This window comes from Xanthomonas sp. 3793, from assembly GCF_024806835.1.
Lineage (GTDB): Bacteria > Pseudomonadota > Gammaproteobacteria > Xanthomonadales > Xanthomonadaceae > Xanthomonas > Xanthomonas arboricola_F.
In genome coordinates this window covers 750,216-766,236 of the sequence record NZ_JANTYU010000002.1, presented here as the reverse complement: position 1 = coordinate 766,236, position 16,021 = coordinate 750,216, and the positions used below count along the sequence as shown (strand labels likewise).

The following is a 16,021-nucleotide window of genomic DNA, read 5'->3' as shown; positions in this document are numbered from 1 at the left end:
ACGGTGACCATGTACCGTCCGCTGGGGCCGGAGGAATACGCCCTGGTGCGTGACTCCGGCTTCCGACGCTGGCCGCCGCGATTGCCGGAGCAACCGATTTTCTATCCAGTCACCAACCAACGCTATGCCGAGGAAATCGCATCGCGCTGGAACGTCAAGGACAGCGGGGTCGGCTATGTGGCGCAGTTCGATGTGCGCAAGTCGTTCGTCGACAATTACGCCATTCAGAAAGTCGGCGGCGCACATCACACCGAATGGTGGATTCCTGCCGAAGAACTGGATGCATTGAACGACAATATCGTCGGCGTCATTGCGATCATCGCCCGCTTCGACGCTCCACCCCAGGAGCATTCCGTATGACGCTGTTCTTCGCGCTGTGTTTTGTCGGTGTCGCCGTTGCCGGGCTGACCGCGCTGCTGATTTTCTGGCCGCTGACCCTGGTGCACCTGCGCGACCGCCATCCGGATGCGTTAGACAGCTTCGGCGACCCGGCCTTCATCAGCCCCACCGCATGGCGCTGGTTGTTGGCGCGCCGCTACCGCAGCTACCGCGACGGTGCGCTGTCCGGTCTGGCCACACCCGCCTGGCTCTCGCTGCTGACCATTTTTTTCGGCCTGGGCATGGCGGCCCTGCTCGGGCTGCTTTCCAAGGTACTGGCATGAACATCATCGACACCGACGCAGCGCACGGCTCCGACAGCCACGACCAATGGTGGCTGGCGACCATCGGCCGCACCCTAATCTGGGCGCGCCTGCGCATCAAGGCCGCCGGCACCGCCGAAGTGCTGGACAGCGATGGCAAGACGCTGCCCTACGACAGCGAGGACACCGCGCGTGCGGCCTTGTTCGATGCCGAATTCGTGGCACTGGACGGGCTGGACGAAGAAGACGCGCTGATGCGCGGTTTCTCGCTGCACGAAATCTCGCCGCCACGCGGCGACAGCGATGCCGACCTGCGTGCGCGCATGGTGGTGACCATGGGCGGCCGCGCCTGAGATGTACGCACCGCGCGCGTTCGCACAGACCGATCTGGCGCTGCTGGACTGGCTGCTGGCGCGCGACCCGTTCGTCACCCTGATCAGTCAGGGCGAGGATGGAGCGCCGGCAATCTCGCACCTGCCGGTGCTGTATCACCGCGATGGCGAGGCCATCATCATCGAAGGCCATTGGGCACGCCCCAATCCACAGGCCCGCGCACTTGACGATGTGGTGATCGTGGTGCACGGGCCGCACGCCTATGTGTCGCCCACCTGGTATCCGGACAAGGAGGCCGCCGCGCGCGTACCGACCTGGAATTACGCGGTTGCACACCTGCATGGCCAGTGCAGCCGGGTCGACGACGAAGCGGCCCTGGGCGACCTGATCGACCGCATGAGCCGGCATTTCGAGCACCGTGTCGGTAGCGACTGGCTGTTCGAAATGGAGCGCGACAGCCATCGCCGCCAGCTGCGCGGCCTGGTCGGATTCCGCTTCGTGCCCAGCCGCATCGAACTCACTTTCAAGTTGAGTCAGAACCACCCGCCAGCCAATCGCCGCAGCGTCAGTCAGTTCCTGGCACAGCAACCCGACCAAGCCTCGCACGCGATTGCAGCGTTGATGCAGGCGGCGATGGACGCCGATACGACACGCTGAGACAGCCTCGGCCGCGCACCCCAACGACTGATCGCCAGACCGCCGCGACGCGTCGGCCGCATCATTGGCTGTCGCTGCAATTCTTCCCTCCACCCGACATTGCCCCTGACCCGGCTCATAGCAGGATCAGCAGATGGGGCCATACACCTCGTCGTCGTGTCAGCTCTGCTCATCCAATGCCCGCTTCGTGCGGCGCAAAGTCGATACCGCGCCGGATCGACTCCTAGATGGCGACGCGCAGCCAATGCGTCGGCCCTGGTCCACGGTTTGTAATGACTGGGAGAGATAGAAAAGCGCGTATCGAAATAGTCGAAGATCAATTGCACATTGCTACGGCCCTCCCCTATCACCGTGTATTCCACATCTCCGGTCAGCACATCGCTGGTACCCGAACGTTCGCGCTGCCGGCTCTGGATGTATGCCTCGGCCCGCTGAAGGATGCAGTCGTGGTGGCGCCCGGCGCGACCGACGCGCATCCTGGCTCGCACTCACATAAGTAATGTCCTCAATGGCAGACGCGCGCCTGCAACAACCTCAGGGCATCCGCTCGAACAGTGTCGTATCGCGCTGGCCTTTCAAGACAAGTGCAAGCTCTGCGCTGCCGTCGGCACGGATCCGCAGGCTGGCTTGGCCATCGCTGAGCTGACGGCAATAGCCTCTATCGTTGGCCCCGATCCAGGCGTTCAACGCGCCTGCCGAACGCCCTGCGTAGCGCAACTCCACCTGGCAGTCGCGAGGAGCGCCGTAGCGCAAGCGGCCAAGCACGTCGCCCGGGCGAATTGTGGCCGCCACGATCTCTAGTTGCACGGCCATCAGGCCCGCCCCGCGCCAGCGGCCGGCTTCGGCCAGTCCTGTGCTGCTCTGGTCCAGGACAACGATCAACGGCGAGTCGCGGCCGGGCAGCGTGAGTTGCATGCCGGAGGTCGCACCATCGGACACCTGAAGCTGGGCACGCCCACCGGCTAGCGCGTCACAAAACTTGCCGCCATTGCGCGAGGACAGCGCGTAGCCGTCCGGCTGCGCCTGTAGCTCAAGCGCGCAATTGAAGGGAGGACCAAATCGCACGTCCGCAGTCTGGATGCCATCGGATCCCGCCGCGCGCCCGCTCAGGCGGACATAGACCGGGCCGGCACCGCCGCTGGCAGACAGGATTCCGCGCCAGTCACCGGCCGGAATGCTGCCAACCGGAGCGGCCTGTCCTGCAGCTAGCGAAAGACACAAGGCCAGTGCCGAGGTGATGCGCAAGGTGTGATGTTGATGATGACGTTGACCAGACATGAGAAAACTCCGATAAGAAGTTAGACAGGATGCAGAGATCGATCAAGCTGCTACTCGGCACGCCCGCAGCAGCAATCACCGGAACGGCAGCCGGGCATATGATGAAGATGGATCTCTGTCGGCGCCGAGAACGCCGACAGAGATCTGATGCAAGGCGGCCACATCAGTTCCAGCCGTTCGGTCACCGCATGGGCATCGGCGTCGGACAGCACCAACCTCATGGCACCGCCCCGGCAGCGGAAAGTGGCACGTCCACAAACGGATGAAACGTCCAATGCGTGAACGCAATGCCGTCAAACCAAAGCACGCCATGCGGACATTCGCTCCCATCGGCGTCACCTGTCGAGTTGATCGGTGGCGCCAGTTTCGGCATCGATGCAATGGTCGGACATCGGCCGTTCACCGATACTACGGAGCCTGAAAGCTGATTCATCCTGTGCCCCGACACTGGCCACCACGAACGCGTTTTCTGGAATACTGCGCCCATGAACGAGCTCAACCATTTACTTGAAAACAACCGTGCCTGGTCCGAGCGTATCCGTCGCGAAGACCCGGAATTCTTCTCCAAACTGTCGACGCAGCAGACCCCGGAATACCTGTGGATCGGCTGCTCCGACTCGCGCGTGCCGGCCAACCAGATCATCGACATGGCGCCGGGCGAAGTGTTCGTGCATCGCAATATCGCCAACGTGGTGGTGCACACCGATCTGAACTGCCTGTCGGTGATCCAGTTCGCCGTCGACGTGCTCAAGGTCAAGCACATCCTGGTGGTGGGCCATTACGGCTGCGGCGGCGTGTTCGCCAGCCTGACCCAGAAGCGCATGGGCCTGGTCGACAACTGGATCCGCCACGTCACCGATGTGGCCGACAAGCACGAAGCCTGCCTGCACGATGCCGGCGACCTGCCGGTGCAGCATGCGCGCCTGTGCGAGCTCAATGTGCTGGAGCAGGTGGTCAACGTCTGCCGCACCACCATCGTGCGCGATGCGTGGGAGCGTGGGCAGGAACTGTGCGTGCATGGCTGGGTGTACAGCCTGCGCGATGGCCATGCGCATGATCTGGGCATGTCCATCGACCGCGCCGACCTGCTGCAGGAGCGTTACGACGCGGCGCTGGCGAAAATCCAGGCCGATCACGCCGAACGCTGAGTCGGCGCTGCATGCTTGGTCGACCGCGACGCCCATCGGCGTCGCGGTTGGCTATGCTGGACGTCTTCTTCGCCGAGGAATGTCGATGCTGGTCCCGCCGATCAACCTGCATGCCTGGATCGAGCAACACCGCCACCTGCTCAAACCGCCGGTCGGCAACAAGTGCATCCAGCAGGATGGCTTCATCATCATGATCGTCGGCGGGCCCAACGCGCGCACCGACTACCACTACGATGAAGGCCCGGAGTGGTTCTTCCAGCTGGAAGGCGAGATGGTGCTGAAGGTGCAGGATGCGGGCGTGCAACGCGACATCCCGATCCGCGCCGGCGAGATCTTTCTGCTGCCGCCGAAGGTGCCGCATTGCCCGCAACGCGCCGCCGGTTCGATCGGCCTGGTCATCGAGCGCGAGCGCCTGCCGCACGAGCAGGACGGGCTGCAGTGGTATTGCCCGCACTGCAATCACAAGCTATACGAGGCGATGTTTCCGCTGGGCAATATCGAAACCGACTTCCCGCCGGTGTTCGATCACTTCTATCGCTCGCTGGCGCTGCGCACCTGCAGCCAATGCGGGCATGTACACCCGGCGCCGGAGCGCTATGCCACGGTCGAGGTCTGAGCCGACGACGGGCCGCGACGGCGGCGAGCGGATCCAGTGCGGTGGGCATGAGCCGACGTGCAGCGTCATTGGCGCACCGGTGCCGGGGCCACCGTCCCCGGGCGCAAGGCCGAGGCCGGTTATCTGTGCGCACGAGGACCGGGTGAAGATCGCCGTCCGCCTCGCCCTGCCCGTTTGCCTGCAGCCGAACCGGCCGACCTGCACGCCATGCTGCGCGCACTGATCGACCTCAAGCCGCGCGACGTGCCACTGCGCGTGGCCTTGCGCAACACCGCTGCGGTGGTCTTGCCGTTGGCGGCAGGCGTGGCGACCGGGCAGGTCGCGGCCGGGCTGGCCGTGGCCAGCGGTGCGCTCAACACCATGTTTTCCGACCAGCCCGGCCCGTATCGCGCCCGCCTGCAACGCATGTTGATGGCGGCCCTGGCCGCCGGTGGCGCGGCCTTGCTCGGCATCTGCGTCGGCCATCACACGCCGGCCCTGGTCGTGGCCGGGCTAGTGCTCGGCCTGGGCGGCGGACTGCTGGTGGCGCTGGGCCCGGTCGCAGCGCGGGTCGGGCTGACCAGCATGATCCTGCTGGTGGTCAGTGCGGACATGCGACTGCCGGTGGACCAGGCGCCCGGCGTGGCTGCGCTGATCTTTGCCGGTGGCCTGCTGCAGGTGTTGCTGGCCCTGGCGGCCTGGCCCCTGCAACGTTATCGCCCGGAACGCTTCGCGCTGGCCGAGCTGATGCGCCAGCTGGCAGGGATTGCGCGGCAACGGCCGGAAGCCAGCGCGGCGCCGCCCGCAACGCAGGAAGTCCTCGATGCGATGGTGATGCTGCACGGCGAACACCGCTCGCGCGCGATTGCGGTGCAGAGCTTTCGCATCATCGCCGAGCTGTGCGACCGCGTGCGGCTGGAGCTGTTGTCGCTGGCCGATGCCCACACCCGCCTGACCGACTCGCAGGCACGCCCGGCGATCGAGCGCGTGCTCGAACGCAGCGCCATCGTGCTGGAACAGCTGGCGCATGCGATGACGGTGGGCGAAGACCCGAAGGCGGCCGATGCATCGATGACCGGCTTCGACGATCTGGTCGGCGCGCTGGCGCAGTTTCAGCACGACAACGCCGATACCCGCGAGCGTCGCCTGGTCCGCGTGGCGGTGGCCCGTGCGCAGGGGTTGGGCGGGCAATTGCGCGCCTTGATCCGCAACGCGCACTGGGCCAGCAGCCGCGGCGAAATCCAGGCGCAGCTGGCCGAAGCGCGGCTTCCCGCCGCACTGCGACCTGCCGCGACCTGGGCCACCCTGCGCGCGAACCTGGATCTGTCCTCGGTGGCGTTCCGGCATGCGCTGCGCTGTGGCGTATGCCTGGCCCTGGCGATCGCGTTCCAGCGCTGGCAGCAGATTCCGCACGGGTTCTGGATCCCGATGACCACCGCCATCGTGCTCAAGCCGGATTTCGGCGGCACTTTCAGCTTCGGCGCCCTGCGCGTGGCCGGCACCTTCATCGGTTTGTTGGTGGCTACCCTGCTGGCCCATTTTGCGATGGATGGCGCCGGTCTCCGCCTGGCCTTGCTGGCGCTGTTCTGCCTGGGCTTTCGCTTGTTGACCCAGGTGAACTACGGCATCGGCGTGGCCTTCCTCACCGGCATGCTGGTGCTGTTGCTGTCCTTCGAAGGTATGACGCCTGGCGAAGCGGTCGGCGCGCGGCTGCAGGCTACCGTGGCCGGCAGCGCGCTGGCGCTGATCGCCTACGCGCTGTGGCCGACCCGCGAGCGCCGGCATATCCGCGCCTCGCTGGCACAGTTGCTCACTGCCTATCGCGAGCATCTGCATAACCTGTTGCTGGGCGAGATGGATCGGTTGAGCGACAGCCGCGCCGCCGCACGCGTGGCGCGCACCAATGCGCAGGCGTCGATCGAACGCCTGCGCGGCGAGCCGCGCAGCCGCCGCAACCTGCACGAACTCAAGTTGGCCGAATCGCTGCTGGCCAATGGCAACCGACTGATCCGCGCCACCTTGCTGCTGGAGGCGGTGCTGCGCGATGGCCACCGGCTGCCCTCGCTGGAGGCACTGCCGGACTTCGCCGATCACGCCGACCGGGCACTGGCCGAGCTGATCGACTGCCTGCGCAGCGGCGGCACGCCGGCTGCGGCCACGCTACGCAGCGCCGAGCGCAAACTCTCCGATGCACTGGCCGCGCTGCCGGACGGCTCGCCCACCGCCGCCGCGCTTGCCGACACCGTCGACCGCGTCACCGACAGCATCGGCACGCTCACCCATCTGCTGCGCCCTGCCCGACCGGCCTCGACCACAACGCCAGCGGTGCATGACGGCGCGCAAGGTGCCGGCGGGTAAACTGCCACATCGATTCAGACCCTGCGAGCCCGATGAGCACCGACCCGCTGTCCCGTTCCCACGCCGCGGCGCTGGATGCCGCCGACCCGCTGCGCAGCCTGCGCGACGCCTTTGTGTTCCCGCAACACGATGGCCGGGATCAGACCTATTTCGTCGGCAATTCGCTGGGCCTGCAGCCGCGTCAGGCCCGCGCGATGGTGAGCGAAGTGCTCGATCAGTGGGGCGCGCTTGCGGTGGAAGGCCACTTCACCGGCCCCACGCAATGGCTGACCTATCACCAGCTGGTGCGCGACGGGCTGGCACGCGTGGTCGGCGCGCAACCGGGCGAAGTGGTGGCGATGAACACCCTCAGCGTCAATCTGCATCTGATGATGGCCAGCTTCTATCGCCCCACCCCCGAGCGCGGCGCGATCCTGATCGAAGCCGGTGCGTTCCCGTCCGACCGCCATGCGGTGGAATCGCAGCTGCGCCTGCACGGACTGGACCCGGCCGCGCAATTGATCGAGGTGGACGCCGATGCACCCGATGGCACGGTGTCGATGGCAGCGATTGCCGATGCCATCGCACGGCATGGTCCGCGGCTGGCGCTGGTGCTGTGGCCCGGTATCCAGTACCGCACCGGCCAGGCCTTCGACCTGGGCGAAATTGCGCGGCTGGCGCGCGCGCAAGGGGCGGCGGTGGGGTTCGACCTGGCGCATGCGGTGGGCAATATCCCGCTGACCCTGCACGACGACGGCGCCGATTTTGCGGTGTGGTGCCATTACAAGTATCTCAATGCCGGCCCGGGTGCGGTGGGTGGGTGCTTCGTGCATGCGCGCCATGCCACCAGCGATCTGCCGCGCATGGCCGGCTGGTGGGGACACGAGCAGCAGACCCGCTTCCGCATGGACCCGCAGTTCGTGCCCACCCCCGGCGCCGAAGGCTGGCAGCTGAGCAACCCGCCGGTGCTGGCATTGGCGCCGCTACGCGCATCGCTGGACCTGTTCGACCAGGCCGGCATGGCCGCGTTGCGCGCCAAGTCCGAACAGCTCACCGGGCATCTGGAACAGCTGATCCGCGCACGCGTGCCGCAGGTGCTGCAGATCGTCACCCCGGCCGAGCCGGCGCGGCGCGGCTGCCAGCTGTCGTTGCGGGTGGCCGGCGGACGCACGCAAGGACGCGCGTTGTTCGAGCATCTGCACGCGGCCGGCGTGCTTGGCGACTGGCGCGAACCGGACGTCATCCGTATCGCGCCGGTACCGCTGTACAACCGCTTCAGCGATCTGCACACCTTTGTGGAACAGGTGGAAGCCTGGGCCGCCCGCTGAGCGCGGCACGCTGACTGCAACACCACCGATGACGCGTCAGGCACACGCGAAACCCGCGCAGGCCCACGTACACTCCCAGCCCGCCTGCGACAACGCAGGCGGCCGCTTTCGCCAGCGGCTCTTCCCTCACCTTTGCCGGCTCGCGCATCCGGCCGCTGCCGGACATTGCATTGAGCCCAGTCTCCCCCCGCTCCCTGACCCTGATCGGCGCCGGCCTGGCCGGCTGTCTGCTGGCCATTCTGCTGTCGCGTCGCGGCTGGCAGGTCACCGTCTACGAACGGCGTGGCGACCCCCGCATCAAGGGCTACGAGTCCGGGCGCTCGATCAACCTGGCGCTGGCCGAACGCGGACGCCACGCCTTGCGTCAGGCCGGTGCCGAAGAGGCGGTGATGGCCAAGGCGGTGATGATGCGCGGCCGCATGGTGCACCCGATCGACGGCGAACCGCAGCTGCAACGCTACGGCCGCGACGACAGCGAAGTGATCTGGTCGATCCACCGTGCGGCATTGAATGTCGCGCTGCTCGATCTGGCCGAGCAGGCCGGTGCGCGAGTGCACTTCTATCGCCGCCTGCACACGGTGGACTTCGACGCCGGCTACGCGCGTTTCATCGACGACCGCGACGACCAGCCGCACGAGATCCACTTCCAGAGTCTGATCGGCAGCGACGGTGCCGGCTCGGCACTGCGCGCGGCCATGCAGCGCAAATCGCCGCTGGGCGAACGCACCGAGTTCCTGGATCACTCGTACAAGGAACTGGAAATCCCGCCGCTGCCGGGCGGCGGCTTCCGCATTGAACGCAACGCGCTGCACATCTGGCCGCGCGGGCGCTACATGTGCATCGCGCTGCCCAACGATGGCGGCACCTTCACCGTCACCCTGTTCCTGCCCAACGCCGGCGACCCCAGTTTCGCCACCACCCGCACCGGCGAGGAAGCGCATGCCTTGTTCGCCCGCGATTTCCCCGACGCGTTGCCGCTGATTCCGCAGCTGGAAGAACACTGGGAAGAGCATCCGCCCGGTCTGCTCGGTACCCTCACCCTGGAGCGCTGGCATCTGGACAGCCGCGCCTTGCTGATCGGCGATGCCGCACACGCGATGGTGCCGTTCCACGGCCAGGGCATGAATTGCGCGTTCGAAGATTGCGTGGCGCTGGCCGAGCAGATGGATGCGCACGACGATATAGGCAGCGCATTTGCCGCGTTCGAAGCCGCGCGCCGCGACGACGCCGCGGCGATCCAACAGATGGCGCTGGAAAACTATCTGGAAATGCGCGACCGCGTCGGCGACGCCGAGTTCCTGCTGCAACGCGAGCTCGAGCAGCAATTGCAGGCGCGCTGGCCTACGCGCTTCGTGCCGCATTACACGATGGTGACCTTCCTGCGCACGCGCTATTCGATCGCGTTGGCACGCAGCGACATCCAGCGGCAGATTCTGGTCGAGGCCACGCGCGGGCATGGCGACCTGTCGCGCATCGACTGGGACGCACTGGAAGCGGTGGTGCATGCACGCCTGGAGCCCCTGGAAGGCGCGCACTAAGAGCGGCTGACAAAGGTCTGCGCCCACTGCCGGACGGGCGCGGCCGGTGCTCTGCGCGGCATGGAGCGTTCGTACTCTCCGGTACAGCGCGCGCAGGCCATACCCACCTTCCATGTGGTATCAGCCGCTCCAAGGTCTTCTGTGCGTCTGCGCACTGTGCGCAAACGCGCACGCGGCGCTCGCCAACACCTACAGCACGCGGCCCCGCACGGCATGTGACTGCCCCAACGCACAGCTGCGCCTCAGCGAGCCGGCGCTGCGATGAGGGATACTAGCGGGCACTGGCGGCGCATACGCCGTGCGCCGCGGATCTGGATCTCGCCCCCGCATGCCTGACAGCTTTCTCTTCTACGACCTGGAAACCTTCGGCCAGGACCCGCGCCGCACCCGCATCGCGCAGTTCGCCGCCGTGCGTACCGATGCGCAACTGCGCGTGATCGACGAGCCGATCAGTTTCTTCGTGCAACCGGCCGACGATCTGCTGCCCTCGCCCTACGCCACCATGGTCACCGGCATCACCCCGCAGCACGCATTGCGCGAAGGCGTGACCGAGGCCGAAGCGTTCGCGCGCATCGCCGAGCAGATGAGCCGCCCGCAGACCTGCACGCTGGGCTACAACTCGATCCGCTTCGACGACGAGTTTGTGCGCTGCGGCCTGTTCCGCAATTTCTACGACCCGTACGAGCGCGAGTGGCGCGGCGGCAATTCGCGCTGGGACCTGCTGGATGTGCTGCGGCTGGTGCACGCCTTGCGCCCGGACGGCATCAGCTGGCCGCAGCGCGAAGATGGCGCCACCTCGTTCAAGCTCGAACATCTGGCCGACGCCAACGCCGTGCGCGAAGGCGATGCGCACGAAGCCCTGTCCGACGTGTACGCCACCATCGGCATGGCGCGTAAATTTCAGCAGCATCAACCCAAGTTGTGGGAGTACGCGTTGCGCCTGCGCGACAAGCGCTTTGCTGCCAGCTTGCTCGATGTGATTGCAATGGAGCCGGTGCTGCACATTTCGCAGCGCTACCCGGCCTTGCGCATGTGCGCTGCGGCGGTGCTGCCGCTGACGCGGCATCCGCGCATCGACAGCCGCGTGATCGTGTTCGATCTGGACGGCGACCCGGAGGTACTGCTGCGGCTGAGCCCGGATGAGATCGCCGACCGGCTGTATATCCGTGCGGCCGATCTGCCCGACGGCGAACAACGCATCCCGCTCAAGGAAGTGCATCTGAACAAGTCGCCGGCCCTGGTGGCATGGCAGCATCTGCGCGAGCCGGATTTCCAGCGCCTGGGCGTGGACCGCGATGCGGTGCTGGCCAAGGCCGCACGGCTGCGCGAACTGGGCCCTGAACTGGCCGAAAAGGTGCGCAGGGTCTACGGCAACGAGCGCGCTGCGGCGCCGGCCGTCAACGATGCCGACGCCTCGCTCTACGACGGTTTTCTGGCCGAAGGCGACAAACGCCTGCTGGGCCAGGTGCGCGCCAGCGCACCGGACGAACTGGGCGCGCTGGAAACGCGGTTTCGCGATCCGCGCCTGATCGAGCTTCTTTTCCGCTACCGCGCGCGCAACTGGCCGCAGACGCTGTCGTTCGACGAGCAGGAACGCTGGAACACGTATCGCCGCAAGCGCCTGCTCGAAGACCATGGGTTGGGCGAAGTCACCCTGGAGCAGTACAACGCGCAGATTGCGGATTTACGGCTCGCTCACCCGGACGATGCTACCAAGCAAGCCCTGCTCGACCAGCTCGCTGCCTGGGGTTCGGACCTCCAACGTACGCTATGACCACCTATTTTTCAGACGCCAGCTTCAAGTTCCTGCGCGCCCTGGCCCGCCACAACGACAAGACCTGGTTCGCCGATCATCGCCACCAGTACGAGGCGCACGTGCGCCAGCCGTTTCTGCAGCTGATCACCGATCTGCAGCCGGCGCTTGCCGAGGTCAGCGAGCACTATCGTGCCGACCCCAAGACCCAGGGCGGCTCGCTGTTTCGCATCTATCGCGATGCGCGGTTTTCCAACGACAAATCGCCCTACAAGAACTGGCAGGGCGCGCGCCTGTTTCACGAGCGCAGGCGCCAGGTGCCGGCACCCTCGTTCTACATCCATCTACAGCCGGGCGAGAGTTTTGTCGGTGCAGGGCTATGGCACCCGGAACCGGACACGCAGCGCAAGCTGCGCCAGTTCATCTTCGAAAATCCGGGCAGCTGGAAGGCTGCCGCCTATGCTCCCAAATTGCGTCGCAAGTTCGCCCTGGACGACAGCGAAAAACTGGTCCGCGCACCGCGCGGGTTTCCCAACGATTTCGAGTTCATCGACGATCTCAAGCACCGCAACTGGGCGTATCTGCGTCATCTGGACGACGCCATCATGACCGGGCCGCGCCTGCGCCAGACCATCGAGGCGGACCTGGTGACGCTGGCGCCGTTTGTCGATTATCTGTGCGCGGCACTGGACCTGGAATTTTGAGGCCAGCGGCGGCGCAGGCACCTCGCGCCACGGCGCTGCCGCGCCGGCGGCCTGTCGCTACCGTTCGGCTGCCGTCGCGCACCCTGCCCACATCACGCCTTGCAACGGAGTGCGAACGATGAGAAAGCGCTGGTGGATCCTGCCATTGCTGGCCGTGGTGCTGCTGGCGGGGTATGTGGTGGCCGGCCCGTATCTGGCCATCCGCGGCATCAGTCAGGCGGTCGCCGATCGCGATGCCGCGCAGTTGGAAAGCTATGTGGATTTCCCCAGCCTGCGCGTCAACCTCAAGGCGCAACTGGACGATTACCTGATCCGCCAGGCCGGCAGCAGCATGCAATCGAGCCTGCTCGGCGGTTTTGCGCTGCAACTGGCCAGCGGCATCAGCGGCGCCGGCGTGGATACCTTGGTCACGCCGCTGGGGATCGGTGCCTTGCTGCAAGGCCACAGCGTGTGGAACCGTCTCATCGGCGACACCGTCAGCGCCGACACCTATGCGGCACCGGCGCCGGCGCGCCCGCTGCAAGGCGCCACGCAGCGCTTCGAATCCACCCGCCGCTTCACCGCCACCACGCAGACTGCCAATGGCGCGCCGGTGACCTTCGTGCTGACCCGCCAGGGCCTGCGCTGGCGACTGACCGATATCCAGTTGCCGTTGCCTGCCACACCCAGCGAGCGCACGCCATAATCGGGTAGCGCCGAGGCCCAGGGCGTCGACGCACAAGCCTTGAGTGACCAACAAAACCAGTGTGTAGCAGCCCCAGGCTGGCGCAGCCGCTCGACAGCGGGCTGGTGCACGCGGGCACTGCCGTTCCGGGCATGCCGTCCCCCCACACCGCCAACGACTGCTCGCTACGTCGTGTTAGCCGCTCTTGGCCGGACCTGCAAAACGCAACGCCTCAGGAAAACCGCCAGGCCCGTTCCTGCCATGCCGCCTGCAAGCGCAGCATCGACGGCCGCAATTGCCGGCGTGCCGACCATGCCAAGCCGGCCAGCGCGGCGTCCGGCGTACCCGGTGTACGTCGGCTATTCCAGGCGAACACCACCTGGTTACGCAGATCCGGTTCGGGCAGCAGCAGCACCAACCCGTCGAACAGCTCTCGCAGCTGCGCCAGATGCTCGGCCATCGGCACCTGGTAGAGATTCAGTGCCAGCACCCCGCCCTCGCGTAAGCCCGCGCGACAATCGGCATAGAACTGCGACGTGCAGAGCGCCGGCGGAATGCCGTCGGCGTCGTAGGCATCCAGCAGCAACAGGTCGTAGCGGCCGGCGCGGCTGCCGATCCAGTCGGCGCCGTCCCCCAGCGTGATCTCCAGACGCGCGTCGTCGCGCGGGATGGCGAATGCATCACGCAATGCCAGCACCTGCGGGTCAGCCTCCACCGCTTCCAGACGCGTGCTGCGCAAGTAGCGATGGCAGAACTTCAGCTGCGCACCGCCGCCTACCCCGATCAGCCCGATGCATTCCGGGCGCGGTTGCAGCCACAACGCAGCCAGCATGCTGCGCGTATACGGCAGCACCAGCCGATACGGTGCCCAGCGCGACATCCGGGTCTGCACCGTGTCGTCGGTGAAGGTCAGTTCCAGCTTGCGCCAGGTCCGCAGCAGCCCGGCACGCGCTGGCGCCCGCGGCGCTTCGCTCATCGGCTCGGCGGATCGTTGGCCACGCCGTGCGGCACGTGGCCGGCCGCCACATGCTGGTGCTGGCGTGCGCTGTCGATGTTGTGTTGCGAGTCGTCGAAGAAGATATCCGCGCCAAACGCTTCCAGAAACGGCCCCTTGTGCCGGCCGCCGAGAAACAGCGCTTCGTCCAGGCGCACGCCCCATTCGCGCAAGGTGCGGATCACCCGCTCGTGCGCAGGCGCCGAACGCGCGGTGACCAGCGCCGTGCGGATCGGCGACGCTTCGCCCGGCGGGAACGCCGCCTGCAAGGTATGCAACGCCGACAGGAAATTGCGGAACGGGCCAACCGACAATGGCTCGCGTGCGCGCTCGCGCTCGTGGCGCCCGAACGCTTCCACACCCTGCTCGCGCGAGATGCGTTCGCTCTCATCGCCGAAGATCACCGCGTCCCCGTCAAAGGCAATGCGCAGCTGCGTGGATAGCCGGCTTTCGTCGTTGTCCACGATCGCTGCGGCCGCTTCGGCACGTTCGCCCGGGGCGCGCGGCATGATGGTGGCCGCAGCGATGCCGTGGGTCAGCGCACGCCGCACCGAGTCCGGGTTGGCCGACAGGAACAGATCGGTGCCGAACGGTTTGACGTACGGCCAGGTCGGCTCGCCGGAGGTGAAGGTCGCACGCACGATGCCCAGGTTGTAGTGCTGGATCGAATTGAAGATGCGCAACCCGGTATCGGCAGAGTTGCGCGACAGCAGAATCACTTCCACGCGCGGGGTTTCTTCGGGCACATCGTGGTTGAGCGCCAACAGCTTGCGCACCACCGGAAATGCCACGCCCGGCTGCAGGATGTCGTCTTCGTGTTCGCGCTGAAACGCCGAATACGCCTCCACCCCGTCTGCCTCGAACAGCGCATGGCCCTCTTCGAGATCGAACAGCGCGCGCGAGGTCACCGCAACGGTCAGGAGCCTGGGGGAGTTGTCAGCCATTTGGGTGCCGGGATTGGGGAGTGGGGATTCGGGATTGGTCAGAAGCTTAAGGAGTGGGGAATTTCAAATTCGGGATCGGATCATTCCTGCCGCAGCCTACCGTGTCGGCACCATCGCATGCGCCACGCGTCGCGCTGCAGCCGTTGCCAATCCCGAATCCCCAATGCCCAATCCCCGCGCCTCACACCGCAAACTGTTCGCTGAAGATGCGTTCTTCCAGATTGTGTTCGGGGTCGAACAGCAACGTCACCTGGCGCTGGGTGGACTCGCGGATGGTGACTTCCACCACGTCGCGGATCTCGTGCGAGTCGGCGGTGACGCTGACCGGACGTTTGTACGGGTCGAGCACGCGAAAGCGCACTTCGGTATCGGCCTTGAGGATGGCGCCACGCCAGCGGCGCGGGCGATACGGCGCGATCGGCGTCAGTGCCAGCGTATGCGAGCCCAGCGGCAGGATCGGCCCGTGCGCGGAATAGTTGTAGGCGGTGCTGCCGGCCGGCGTGGCGACCATCACGCCATCGCCGATCAGTTCGGCAATACGGGTCTGGCCATTGAGATCCACGCTCAGATGCGCGGCCTGGCGGGTCTGGCGCAGCAACGAGACCTCGTTGTAGGCCAGCGAGCCGGCGCTGGTGCCCGATTCGGTCTGCACCAGCATTTCCAGCGGCCGCAGGTGCGCAGGTTCGGCGCGTTGCAGACGCGCCAGCAGATCGTCTTCGTCGTCGCGGTACTGGTTCATCAGAAAGCCGACCGAGCCCAGCTTCATGCCGAACACCGGCTTGTCGGCGGCACCGTGACGATGCAGCGTCTGCAGCATGAAGCCGTCGCCACCCAGCGCGCAGACGACCTCGGCGTTCTCCAGCGGATGATCGCCGTAGCGCTGCACCAGACGCGCCCGCGCGCTCACGGCGGGCTCGGTGTGGCTGGCAAGAAAGGCAATGCGGGGTGATGCGGTCATCGTTGACTCCAAAGCATGCGAATCAGCATACCGCAGCACTGTGGTGGGCTTGTTGCCAGCGCGCCCTGCCCTCGCACGCGCGGCCGCGATTGCGCCCGCGCGTTCAGGCGCCACCACGCCTTGGCCGTGTGTCCATGCAGTACCTGCGT

16 protein-coding genes are annotated in these 16,021 nt (G+C 66.4%); 12 read left to right on the top strand and 4 right to left on the bottom strand.

Annotated features, from left to right (window positions below):
* Positions 1-9 precede the first annotated feature (9 nt).
* Genes FHY18_RS09620 through FHY18_RS09605 form a run of 4 tightly spaced genes read left to right on the top strand, consistent with a single transcriptional unit; the run spans position 10 to position 1,631 of the window.
* Complete coding sequence (locus FHY18_RS09620; RefSeq protein ID WP_259153714.1) at positions 10-360, top strand: hypothetical protein; 351 nt, start codon at positions 10-12, stop codon at positions 358-360.
* Positions 357-662, top strand: coding sequence for a hypothetical protein (locus FHY18_RS09615; RefSeq protein WP_046964620.1), 306 nt, complete (start codon positions 357-359; stop codon positions 660-662). The genes FHY18_RS09620 and FHY18_RS09615 overlap by 4 nt, the downstream gene beginning before the upstream one ends.
* Positions 659-994, top strand: a complete 336-nt coding sequence (locus FHY18_RS09610; protein WP_259153713.1) for a hypothetical protein — start codon at positions 659-661, stop codon at positions 992-994. Before FHY18_RS09615 ends, FHY18_RS09610 begins: the two co-directional genes overlap by 4 nt.
* Position 995: 1 nt before the next feature.
* Positions 996-1,631 carry an FMN-binding negative transcriptional regulator gene (locus tag FHY18_RS09605; RefSeq protein WP_259153712.1) on the top strand — a complete coding sequence of 212 codons (636 nt, stop codon included), beginning with the start codon at positions 996-998 and terminating at the stop codon, positions 1,629-1,631.
* A 534-nt stretch (positions 1,632-2,165) separates the two neighbouring features.
* Here the strand turns inward: FHY18_RS09605 and FHY18_RS09600 are convergent.
* A complete protein-coding gene (locus FHY18_RS09600) occupies positions 2,166-2,876 on the bottom strand; it encodes a hypothetical protein (protein WP_259154014.1) in 711 nt (236 codons plus the stop codon).
* Positions 2,877-3,394: 518 nt separating this feature from the next.
* Here FHY18_RS09600 and can point away from each other — a divergent pair.
* The 8 genes from can (at position 3,395) to FHY18_RS09560 (ending at position 12,997) form a co-directional block, all read left to right on the top strand.
* The gene (can, locus tag FHY18_RS09595; RefSeq protein WP_005996458.1) at positions 3,395-4,057 is read left to right on the top strand and encodes a carbonate dehydratase; all 663 of its coding nucleotides are present in this window, start codon (positions 3,395-3,397) and stop codon (positions 4,055-4,057) included.
* 85 nt (positions 4,058-4,142) lie between these two features.
* A complete protein-coding gene (locus tag FHY18_RS09590; RefSeq protein ID WP_259153711.1) occupies positions 4,143-4,673 on the top strand; it encodes a 3-hydroxyanthranilate 3,4-dioxygenase in 531 nt (176 codons plus the stop codon).
* Positions 4,674-4,880: 207 nt separating this feature from the next.
* A complete protein-coding gene (locus FHY18_RS09585; protein WP_259154011.1) occupies positions 4,881-7,010 on the top strand; it encodes an FUSC family protein in 2,130 nt (709 codons plus the stop codon).
* A gap of 32 nt (positions 7,011-7,042) precedes the next feature.
* Complete coding sequence (gene kynU / locus FHY18_RS09580) at positions 7,043-8,317, top strand: kynureninase (protein WP_259153710.1); 1,275 nt, start codon at positions 7,043-7,045, stop codon at positions 8,315-8,317.
* Between the two features lie 170 nt (positions 8,318-8,487).
* On the top strand, positions 8,488-9,855 hold the full coding sequence (locus FHY18_RS09575; RefSeq protein ID WP_259153709.1) for an NAD(P)/FAD-dependent oxidoreductase: 1,368 nt from the start codon (positions 8,488-8,490) through the stop codon (positions 9,853-9,855).
* 328 nt (positions 9,856-10,183) lie between these two features.
* A complete protein-coding gene (gene sbcB / locus FHY18_RS09570; protein WP_259153708.1) occupies positions 10,184-11,629 on the top strand; it encodes an exodeoxyribonuclease I in 1,446 nt (481 codons plus the stop codon).
* Entirely contained in the window at positions 11,626-12,312 is a 687-nt protein-coding gene (locus FHY18_RS09565; RefSeq protein ID WP_259153705.1) for a DUF2461 domain-containing protein, read from the top strand. Before sbcB ends, FHY18_RS09565 begins: the two co-directional genes overlap by 4 nt.
* Before the next feature lie 118 nt (positions 12,313-12,430).
* The gene (locus tag FHY18_RS09560; RefSeq protein ID WP_259153704.1) at positions 12,431-12,997 is read left to right on the top strand and encodes a DUF2939 domain-containing protein; all 567 of its coding nucleotides are present in this window, start codon (positions 12,431-12,433) and stop codon (positions 12,995-12,997) included.
* A 211-nt stretch (positions 12,998-13,208) separates the two neighbouring features.
* On the opposite strand, the gene FHY18_RS09555 is transcribed toward FHY18_RS09560, so the two are convergent.
* From FHY18_RS09555 to FHY18_RS09545, 3 genes are all read right to left on the bottom strand, one after another.
* On the bottom strand, positions 13,209-13,952 hold the full coding sequence (locus FHY18_RS09555; RefSeq protein ID WP_259153703.1) for a transferase: 744 nt from the start codon (positions 13,950-13,952) through the stop codon (positions 13,209-13,211).
* Positions 13,949-14,914, bottom strand: a complete 966-nt coding sequence (locus FHY18_RS09550) for a 5'-nucleotidase (RefSeq protein WP_259153701.1) — start codon at positions 14,912-14,914, stop codon at positions 13,949-13,951. The genes FHY18_RS09555 and FHY18_RS09550 overlap by 4 nt, the downstream gene beginning before the upstream one ends.
* A gap of 181 nt (positions 14,915-15,095) precedes the next feature.
* Complete coding sequence (locus tag FHY18_RS09545) at positions 15,096-15,872, bottom strand: NAD kinase (protein ID WP_259153699.1); 777 nt, start codon at positions 15,870-15,872, stop codon at positions 15,096-15,098.
* Positions 15,873-16,021: the final 149 nt, after the last annotated feature.